This is a genomic window from Streptomyces sp. NPDC051582, from assembly GCF_040681715.1.
Classification (GTDB): domain Bacteria; phylum Actinomycetota; class Actinomycetes; order Streptomycetales; family Streptomycetaceae; genus Streptomyces.
This window is the reverse complement of sequence record NZ_JBFAZJ010000034.1, coordinates 73,555-83,579: the sequence shown is the minus strand read 5'-3', so window position 1 is coordinate 83,579 and position 10,025 is coordinate 73,555. Positions and strand designations below refer to the sequence as shown.

Below are 10,025 nucleotides of genomic sequence, written 5' to 3'. Positions count from 1 at the left end.
AGCGCGAACCCCCGCTCTGCCGCGGGCGAACACCGCAATCTGAAACAGGGGACGCCTCACGTGGCGACCCACGACCTCAAAACCAGGTCACTAGACCATATCCACGCCCTGGAGAGGGCCGAGGACCGAGGTTAGCGGCGACAGGCGACAATGTGCGCGCCACGCTGTGCGCTCATCCTGACGCGGCCACGACTGTTCCGATTCGTTCATGAAACCTTCGCCCGCGAAAACCAACGCCACCACTACTCCGACTCGCTCGCTACGTTGCGTAGCCCGTCCCGACATCTGGATCGGACTTGGCCAGCCCTAATCTGCCCTCCCCCGCAGACGCGGCTGGGGAGAATCTGGGGAGAATGAGGCTGCGTTGGGGAGCGACTGGGGAGGATGGGCCGTACAAACGGGCAGCATGACGAAATGGATGGAAAGACGGATCGCCGCAGGCCGGATCGCCTGTATAGGCGATTTCCGCAGGTCAGCGGTGTGAGGGTGACGACTTCAAGAAGATCTCTTCCTGGGCCGCCATCCTTTTCGCACCCACCCTGGTGGGTGCGATCTACGGCATGGACTTCGAGGACATGCCGGAGTTGAAGTGGGCGGGGGGGGTATCCCTTCGCGATCGTGCTGATGGCGGTGGTGTGCACCAGCCTGTACGTGATCTTCAAGAAGCGGGACTGGCTGTAGCGGCAGCTGCTGTTGGGGAGCGCGCTGGTTGCGGCGAGGGCGGTGGGTGGCTAGCAGGGCGGGGACGAGCCCTTTTGGCGGGTGAGGTCGCGGTTGTACAGCCAGCCGGTCGTGTTCGTTCCGTCGACGCGTACGTACGTCCACTGGTTTCCGTACGAGTTGACGACATAGCAGTGGTACCAGAGCTTGGTCCCGTCCTTCACCAGGGCGCCGGCGGAGCACGGTTGGTACGGGGCCGACAGCAGGTGGTGGTCGCCCGAGATGTAGCCGTAGGCGCCCGGCTTCGGGTCGCGGTGGGTCCAGCCGGCGCAGCCCGTCGGTACGGGGCTCGGCTGGGCCGGGGCGGGCGAGGGCGTGTCCGGCTGCCCGTCGGGCGCCGCAGAGCCGTTGCCGGTCACCGGCGTCGGGGCCGTGGCCCGCGCCCGGTCCTCGCCGCCCGAGGTCAGGGCGTAGGTGACACCGCCGGCGCCGAGTACGGCGACGACCGCGACGGCCATCGCGGCGCGAGCGCGGCGTCGGGGCCGGCCCGTGGCGGCCGGGCCGCGCTGCGGGGCCGTGAACGGCTGACCCGGCGGGGGTTGCTGCGGGGGGAAGGCGGGCCGGTGGGACGGCACTTGGGGGTGCGGAAACGATTCGTCGCTGTAGGGGGGCGGGGGTCCGAAGCCGGGTACCGGAGCGGGCGCCGCGATGGCGGACGGCGCGGTGGGGGTCGGCGCGAGGGCCGGGGCGGCGGGCGGCACGGCCCGCGGTGCGTCGGCCCCCGCCACCGCCACCGCCTCCAGCATCGCGCGGGCCCGGTCGGCGGTGGGCCGGCTCTCCGGGTCCTTCGCCATCAGCGCCAGCAGCACGGGCCCGAGCGGTCCCGCCCGCCGGGGCGCGGGCAGCGGTTCGGCGACGATCGCGGCCAGCGTGGACCACACGGAGGTGCGGCGGAACGGCGAAACGCCCTCCACCGCCGCGTACAGGGTCATCCCGAGCGACCAGATGTCCGAGGCCGGGCCGGGCTCCCTGCCCTGCGCGCGCTCCGGCGGCAGGTAGTCGAGCGAGCCGACGAGCTGGCCGCTGCGGGTCAGCTTCGCCATCTCCTCGTCGCCGGGCGCGTGCATGGTGGCGATGCCGAAGTCGGTCAGGACGACCCTGCCGCCCCGCTCCAGCAGCACGTTGCCCGGCTTCACGTCCCGGTGCAGGATGCCGGCCCTGTGCGCGGCGTCGAGCGCGCCCATGAGCTTCGCGCCGATCGCGGCGGCCTCGTACGGGTCCAGGGCGCCCCGCTCGGTCACCACCTCGTCGAGCGAGGGCCCGTCGACGAGTTCCATCACGATGACGGGCAGCCCCTGCTCCTCGGTCACGTCGTGGACGGTGACCACGCCGTCGTGCCGGATGCGTGCGGCGGCCCGCGCCTCGCGCTGCATCCGGCTCCGCATGTGGGCCAGTTCGGCGGGGCTCGCGTCGGTGTAGGCCCGCAGCAGCTTGACGGCGACCTCCCGGCCCAGCGCCTCGTCGACCGCCCGCGCGACCACTCCCATGCCACCGCGCCCGATCAACTCGCTCACCCGGTAGCGCCCCGCGAGCACCTTGCCGACCAGGTAGTCGTCCTTCGCCTGCCCTGATGGCACCGGCACCGCGCGCTCCGTTTCCTCACCGGCCGTCCGTCGACGACCTGACGGGACCCAAGCGTAAAGGCATGATCGCCGGCTCGCTCCCTTGCCGCCGGCCGGCTGCCGGCGGCGGGAGGGCCGCTACTCGGGGTCGCCGGTCGTGATCCGTTCGAGGAGCTCCGTGTACAGGGAGCGTCTGTCGGGCCGGGCGCGGGCCGCGGCGTGTCTGAGGGCGGGAACCGCGGGCGGCCCCATGACGGTGAGCCCCTCGGCCGCGGCCTTGCGGACGGTGGGGTGGGGGTGTTCCAGCAGCCCGGTCAGGGCGGGGACCGCCGGTGCCCAACCGGCGTGGGAGAGGGTCCGGATCGCCGTGCGCACCACGTCCGGCCGCGGGTCGTCCAGCAGGACCGACGTGTGGCGGAGGTAGGTCTGCCGGTCCAGCATGGCCCGCGAGGTCCGGTGGGCGTGCAGGCGGACCTTGGGCTCCGGGTGGTGCAGCAGTTCACCGATCAGGTCCCGCAGGCCGGGGTCCCGGTCCGGGTCGGGACCCCGGTGTTCCTCGGCCAGTCGCGCGAGTGCTCGGCGTATCCGCATCGGGTCGCCGGTGCGGGCATGGTCCAGGAGCTGCTGCCGGGACGGGGGTTGTGACGCTGCCGTCGACGCGGCCGGGGAGCGGTCGCGCAGCGCCGCCTGCGCGGCGGCGTCCTGCCGTCCTGCGTCCGGGCCGCGCAGCGGACCTTCGACGAGGAGCAGCCCGTCCGCGAGGTCGTCGCGCCCTTCGGCGCGCAGCCTCCGGCAGGTCCGCGTGAGCGCGGGGGTGCGCAGCAGGGCTCGCCCGCGGAGCAGGTCGAGGAACCCCCAGGCGCCGGCGTCGAGCCGGACGCCGAGGTGCTCCGCCAGTACGTCGGCGGGGACTTGGCGCAGCGCCCGCCCGGCGGCGGAGCTGCCGGGCGGCGGGTCGTGCTCCCACCAGTCCAGCAGGAGCGGGACGAGCGGCTCCAGATCCTGCGGGTCGAGCCGGCTCGCCGCGAGGGCGGCCCTGTCGTGCAGGACGCCGTCCGCGCGCAGTTCCGTCTCGCCGACGGCCGTCAGCATGCGGGCCAGGCCGGCGCCGACGGGTATGTCGACGCGGCCCCGCAGGAACGCCCGGAGTACGGGGAGCACGGCTTCGGGCTCGGGCCACGTCACGAGTTCCAGGGCCGCGGTGCGCCGGTGGTCCGGAGCGGACCCCCGCACCATGGCCAGCAGGCGTTCCCGCAGTGCGGTGGAACGGGGTTGGTCGAGGTCGTCGACGCGTACCGCCCGCGGGCGCGGCGCCGTCGCGTACGTGGTCTCGGTGAGCGTCCAGGGCGGGGCGTCGAGCGGCTGGAGGTCCGTCATCCAGTCGATGAGGGCGGGGCGGACCTCGGGGCCGGCCGAGGCGTGGACGTCGATCAGGGTGCTCAGGCGGTCCCGGGAACCCGGTACGGCCGCGACGCCCCGGTGCGGCCGGTGGAGCCGGCGGAACCGCTCCAGGGCGCTCGGCGTGCACAGCGCCGCGTCCAGCGCGGCCCGCCACGCCGCGACCTCGACCGCGACCTCGGCCCCGGCCCCGGCCGCGACCTCGGCCCCGGTCGCGACCTCGGCCTCCGCTTCGGCCCGCGGCGTGGCCGCGAACGCCTCCCTCAGTACGTCCGTCTCGGCCTGCCAGGGGTCGGCGCCCAGCCGCGCCGAGGCGAGAGCCCGCTCCAGGTCGGCCCGGACCGGCACCGCGCCGAGTGCGCGGAGCAGCCGCAGTACGGACTGGCTCCCGGGTTCGGGGGGCAGCCCGCGTACCGCCTCGGCGACCACCGGTTTCAGAGCCGCCGGCAGGGTCGGTGCGATCGCTTCGAGTACCGCGACGAGCCCGTGCCGGTCTCCGGCCGAGGCCTCTTCGAGCCCGTCGAGCAGGACCCCGGCGGACCGGGCGAAGGCCGTCAGCTCCCCGGTCGTCCACGGTGCGGGGCAGAGCCGCAGGACGAGGCTCAGTACGCGCTCCCGGGCGGCGGGTTCGGAGTCGGCCAGGCCGAGCCAGTCCCCCAGCATGGGCCGCAATTCCCGCAGTTCAGGCAGATCCCGCAGATCCCGCAGTTCCCGCAGTCGGGCGGGGTGCGGCTGCGCGTGCCTCTGCGCGATGCGCAGCCCGACCGCCGGATCCCATCCCCGCGCCGCCAGCAACACCACGTCCGGGTCCGCTCCACCGGCCGTCGCCGGCCCCGGCGCGACGGGCGGGGTGATCCCGTGCCCGGCCATGGCCGTCGACAGCTCTTCGACCGTCCCGGAAGCGAGGCGGACGCGGCCGCTCGCCACCATGGCCAGCAGGGTCGGTGCGACCCGCGATGCCTGGTCGTCCAGGGCGAGGACCGAGCGCGCGGTCAGCGTGCGGTCGAGGGCCGCCAGCAGCAGTTCGCGGGCCCGGCCCTCCTCGCCGTGTTCCGCGGCGGCGAGGACGGTCGCCGCGTACGCGTCGCCGAGGACGGCGCGCAGCGCCTCGACGAGCGAGCACCGCAGGCCCGGATTGTCGTGACGCCCGAGCCACCGCAGGAGGGCCGGTACCGCCGTGGGCGTGCCGGCCCGGACCAGGACCTCCGCGGCGGTCTTCTTGATGTTCATGTGGGGATGGTCGAGACATGCGGCGATCGCGGTGGAGGCCCACCGGGCCCGCGCGTGGCCGAGTGCCAGCAGCGCCTGCCGGACGGTCTGCACGTCCTGGGCGGCGGTCAGCACGATCAGCGTCGCCGACAGCGCCTGGGCATCGTCCCCGGTGGCGTCACGCGCGAGCAGCGCGATGACGTGCTTGCGCACGTGCCGGTCGCGGTGCCGCAGCAGGCGGTGCGCCCGCGCGCGGGTACCCGCGTAGGGGGCTCGGAGCAGGAGTTCGAGCAGGATCGCCTGCTCGGCGCCCGACAGTCCGGGGCGGTCCAGCAGGTCCAGGGCCACGGTCGCGGCGAGTGCGTGGCCGGCCTCTCGACCGGTCTCCGCGTCGAGCAGGCAGGACGGTCTGATCCGGCCCCGCTCGTGGAGCCGGCGGCCCAGGCCCCGGAGGGCGTCCAGGACCTCCTGGGGTACCACGGGCTCTGCGGCCGGCCGGCCGCCTTCCGGTCCCGGGGAGGTTCCGCCCGGTTCCCGGGACGCGGCCAGCTCGGCCACGATGCGCAGGAGCAGGTCCGCGATGACCGGCAGCGTGCCGGGGCCGCCGTGGGTGGCCAGTCGGCACAGGGCCGCCACGGGCTCGTCCGGGTCCAGGTGGGAACTCAGGACGGCCAGTTCCCGCTCGTCCGGGCCACCGAGGTCCGCCGCGATGCGGGCCGGCAGATCGGCGGGATCGAGACGGGCGAGGAGGGCACGTCGCCGTGACGGATCGTCGGTCAGGTGCCACAGCACCTCAAGGGCGCGGCTGCGCACCGCGCGGAGATGCGGCGCGATCACACCCGCGCTCTGCGCCGCGGCGAGTCCGAGCCCCTCCCCCAGCGCCTTCGTGGTCCGGGGCCCTCCGATGGCCTCCAGAGCCTCCAGGGCCGCCGCGGGAGCGGACGGCAGGAGAGCGATCACGGCGTCTTCGGCATCCGCGTGGCGCAGTGCGCGGATCGCGTCGAGGAACGGCCCCGGCGCGGGAGCCGAGGCGAGGACCCGTGTGATCGCGTCGCCGATCGGCAGCTCCCCCGTACCCTGCCCGGCGAGGGCGACCAGCAGCGCGAGCCGCCGCGGCCAGCTCGGATCGCCGGCGTCCCCTTCGAGCAGTACGCGGAACATCGCCTGCCGGCAGGTGAACAGGATCGTGGCGACCTCGCGGGGCGGGATCGAATGGTCGGCCAGGGCCAGGCCGATGACGGCCGGGACGTGTGCTTCCTCCGGGAAGTGCCCGCGCCGGTGGAGCCCGCGCAGGCAGGCCACCGCCGGCCCGCCGAACAACAGGGGGTCCTGTGCGGCGATGGCCGTCAACGCTCCGATGTCACCTCGGTCCGCCAGGTCACCGAGCAGTTCCATCCCGCGCCGGCGGAGCCCCGCCGGCAGATCCGGATCCTCGACGACCTGCCGGAGCAGGGTGCGGTGCCCGTGTCGGGCGGCGGCCGAGACGGCCGCATCCGCCACCTCGGGACGTGTGATCACCGCATCGGCGGCGAGGAAGGGGGCCAGGCGCCCCGCCGGCAGGGGCGTCAACGCGGCCCAGGGCTCGGCGAGTTCACCCAGTGCGGCGGCGATCACGGTCGCGCTGTCGGCGCCGAGCAGGCTGATCACGCACCCGTGCACCCGTGCGGGAGCCAGCAGACCGGCGTGCAGCCCCTGGCGGGCCAGCCGCAGTGCCGCTGCCTGCAACACCGGGTCACCGCTGTCCGCCAGCTCGTTCACGAGCTGCTCGGGCCGGTGCGCGCGGGTGAGGGTCAGCTCCCGCACGGCCTGGTACAGCAGTTCGCCCCGGGGCTCCTTCCGGATCACCGTCGGCTCGTTCAGCAGCTCGGCGCGCAGCCAGGCGATCCGCACCCGTACCGGCAGCTCGGCCGTACGCCAGTCCGGCCGGCGCAGCCCGCGGCGATAAGGGCCCAGTCGTTCATGGAGCCGCGCCTGGACGAGCGCCGCCTCCGGCGCTCCCTCCACCACGGCCGGCAGCAGCCGCGCGAGCTCGGCCGTCTCCTGCTCGTCGCCCGTACGGCCCGACGCGACGCGCTCGTTCAGGAGGACCAGGCCAAGGTGGCGCAGGCGCGGGTCGTCGCGCCGGACGAGGATTTCGAAGACGGCCGGCGGGCAGTGCCGCGCGTCCAGACGGCCGGCCAGCCAGCCGACGTCGGCCCGCCGCAGGGCGTCGTGGAAGGGTTGGTCCGCCGGCGTGATCACCGTGGGATGCTAACGGGGCCGTCCCCCGGCCCACCAGCGAGATCCGCCCGGTGTCTCCCGCGCCCGTGGCCGCGCCGGCGTCCGCACGAGCCCGCCCGTACCCCGTCTTCAGGAGGCGCGACCGCCCGCGGGCGCCGGCTCGCTTCCCGCCGCGTGGCGCCATGCCGCCAGGTGTTCCCGTGCCGCCGTCTCGGCGCGTCGTACCGCCGACGCCGGCAGGGGGACGCGGCACAGGTCGTCGAGGGTCTCCAGCATGCGGCCGGCGAACCGCTGTCCGAGCGGGGTGAGCCGGCCGGAGTCCAGGATCACGGCCGTCGCCTCGCGGGCTCCGGAGCGCCAGCGGGCGAAGCGGGTGTGCGCGAGGGCCCGCAGCTGCGGATCCTGCTCCGTCTCCCCCCGCCCGCCCCAGAACCGGGCGACCGCCAGATGCGCGTACGCCCCGTGGAAGAGGCCGACCAGCGGGCGGGGGTCGGGACGCCACGGCGCGTAGTACCGCTCCTCGGGGCCCTGGCATCCCTCCTCGAACAGGTCGAAGAGGTGCAGCAGCGCCGCGAACTTGTTGTGCTGCGCCTCGTGGGCCATCGTCATCGCGAGGACGGTGCCGTCCGGCGGCAGCGACAGCGCCATGGAGCCGAAGGTCTCCGCACTGCTGCCGCTGACGATGCCCCGGGCCGGGGCGCGCAGGGGCACCAGGAGCCAGGGCCCGGCGGCCAGTTCCGCGTAGGCCTGCGGATGGTCGGCCCGCAGCAGCGCGCAGGCAGCCTGCGCCCGCGCCGCCCAGCGGTGCGCCTCTTCGGCGCCGGGGTGCACCGCGCGCGCCGCGGCCGCCGGGAAGGACGGCGGGGCGAGGACGTCGAGCGCGAGGGTGGCGCCCGTGTCGAAGGAGGCCAGCAACCGAGCCCCCCGCCAGCGGTCGCCGCTGCGGTAGGGATCGCCGGGCACCGGCACCGGGGCAAGCGGGACCGGCGCGTCCGGGATCGCGATCGAGGCCCGTCCTTCGGTCCGCACGCGCAGTTCGACGTGGTCCCCGGGACGGGCGCCGGGGAAGTGGGCCCGGCCGAGCGAGGGCAGCGACACCCAGGGGCCCGGCCCCGCCAGCGGCCATCGCACGCGGGCGGGCACCCCGGCGCGCACCGCCGACGCGGCGGCGAGCGCCGTGAGGAGGTGCACCGGGGCACCGGCTCCCCCGGGCCGCCGCGTCAGGTGGGCGAGCAGGTCGACGAGCGCGGGGCCCGCCGCCGGGTGCGTCAGGACGGCCGAAGCGGCGGCGGGGTCCGCCCGGTGGACCGTCTCCAGCAACTCCCAGGCGCCCTCCACCCCCTGGGCCGCCGCACCGCCGGCCGTCCGGGCCGCGGTCCGGATCGCGTACAGGCAGGCGAGACGCCGGCTGTGCTCGGCGCGGGCGAGCAGGCGCATCGCCTCCGCTCCGCCGCCGCCGGCGGCGATCGCGTCGAACAGTTCGCCGGGCAGACGGTGCGGCGACGGTGTCATACCGCCTCCGCCGGCGCCGGACGGACGGCGGCCAGGTCCCGCACGTCTGCGGCCAGCCGCCCTCGCACCCGCCCGATCAGCGCCGTCAGATCGGCGCAGTACACGCTCGGGTTGGCGAAGCCGGTGTCGTGGCGGTAGCGGTTCGCGTAGTGGCCGCCGCCGCACACGGTGTGCAGCGGGCAGGCGCGGCATGCGGCGCACAGCCCGTCGGCGCCCCACTGGCGGGCGGCGATCCCGGGATGGCGCAGCAGTTCGTCCAGGGAGTGGCGCCGTACGTCGAGCCCGGTGCGGGCCGCTCCCTGGTACGCGGTGCGCAGGGTGTCGTCCTGGGCGAGGGAGCCGTCCGTCTCCACCACCGCGTAGCGCACGGGGGCGAGCCCGAGGGCCTCGGTCTGCGGGGCGGCCCCGAGCAGGAGGGCCATGAGGTCGTCGAGGAGGCGGACGCCGGTCTCGCGCACCGGGGCGTCGTACCAGCGCTCGAAGACGGACCACAGCCAGTCCGCGTACGGGGTCCGGTGTCCGGCGGGATCCACACCGGGCGGCGGGGTGTGCCAATTGCCCAGCGGCAGCAGGAAGTCCACGGCGGGCGGCCGGTGGACGAGCAGTTCCTCGTAGGTCCGCACGGGGTCGTTGCGCAGGTCGATCGTGCACAGCAGCGCGGCGAACAGCGGCCGGTAGCGGTCGGTGTCGAGCAGGTGCAGCGCCGCCTGGACCCGGGCGTGGCTGCCGCGGCCGTCGGCGCCGCGGCGGTGGCGGTCGTGGGAGGCGCGCCCGCCGTCGGTGCTCACGCCGATCCGGACGCCCAGTTCGGCGCAGAGGTCGAGCCGTTCCGCGGTCAGGCGCACGCCGTTGGTCTGCAGGGCCAGGTGGAGCCGCACGCCCGCGCCGACCGTGGCGCGCAGCACCCCGACGGTGCGGGCGAGCGCCTCGTCTCCGGCGAGAAGGGGTTCACCGCCGTGCAGGACGACGCCGGCCTCCGTCAGTCCGTGCGCGGCGAGGTGCTCGGCGATCCGCTCGGCCGTCCGCGTGACGGTGGCCGGCGCCATGGTGCGCGGCTGCTCACGCCAACTCTGGTCCTGGGAGCGGTACATGTAGCAGTAGTCGCAGGCCAGGTCGCAGCGGCTGTGCACCTTGAGGACGAAGGAGTGGAACGGGTACGGAACCCAGCCGGCCGCCTCACGCGTCAGCACGTCGGCGGCGCCCGGCCAGGGCGGCCGGCCCGGGCGCAGTGACGGTCGACTCATCCGCTCCCCCCCGAAAGCGTGCGCCGATCGGTCGCGCATCGGTCCGTGCGCACTCCGTTCGTCCAGTATTCGGTTGCGGTGCGCCGACCGTCAACATCACGAACGAGCCAACGGGGTGCACGGGGGGCGGAGTTGGCGCAGTTCCGGCGCGTTCGGCGGT

The 10,025-nt window shown here is 75.2% G+C and carries 4 protein-coding genes and 1 pseudogene; 1 reads left to right on the top strand and 4 read right to left on the bottom strand.

All coding sequences use genetic code 11. The annotated features are described in order from the left end of the window. Positions 1-482: 482 nt before the first annotated feature. Positions 483-681, top strand: a pseudogene (locus AB0M92_RS32845) (CorA family divalent cation transporter); the annotation flags it as partial. A 50-nt stretch (positions 682-731) separates the two neighbouring features. On the opposite strand, the gene AB0M92_RS32840 reads toward AB0M92_RS32845, so the two are convergent. The 4 genes from AB0M92_RS32840 to AB0M92_RS32825 all read right to left on the bottom strand — a co-directional run bounded on the left by AB0M92_RS32840 (position 732) and on the right by AB0M92_RS32825 (position 9,865). Continuing rightward, complete coding sequence (locus tag AB0M92_RS32840; protein ID WP_366105997.1) at positions 732-2,297, bottom strand: serine/threonine-protein kinase; 1,566 nt, start codon at positions 2,295-2,297, stop codon at positions 732-734. Positions 2,298-2,420: 123 nt separating this feature from the next. Further along, the gene (locus AB0M92_RS32835; protein ID WP_366105993.1) at positions 2,421-7,130 is read right to left on the bottom strand and encodes a HEAT repeat domain-containing protein; all 4,710 of its coding nucleotides are present in this window, start codon (positions 7,128-7,130) and stop codon (positions 2,421-2,423) included. Between the two features lie 108 nt (positions 7,131-7,238). Continuing rightward, positions 7,239-8,621, bottom strand: coding sequence for an HEXXH motif-containing putative peptide modification protein (locus tag AB0M92_RS32830; RefSeq protein ID WP_366105992.1), 1,383 nt, complete (start codon positions 8,619-8,621; stop codon positions 7,239-7,241). Then, a complete protein-coding gene (locus tag AB0M92_RS32825) occupies positions 8,618-9,865 on the bottom strand; it encodes an FxsB family cyclophane-forming radical SAM/SPASM peptide maturase (RefSeq protein ID WP_366105991.1) in 1,248 nt (415 codons plus the stop codon). The genes AB0M92_RS32830 and AB0M92_RS32825 overlap by 4 nt, the downstream gene beginning before the upstream one ends. Between the last annotated feature and the right edge of the window lie 160 nt (positions 9,866-10,025).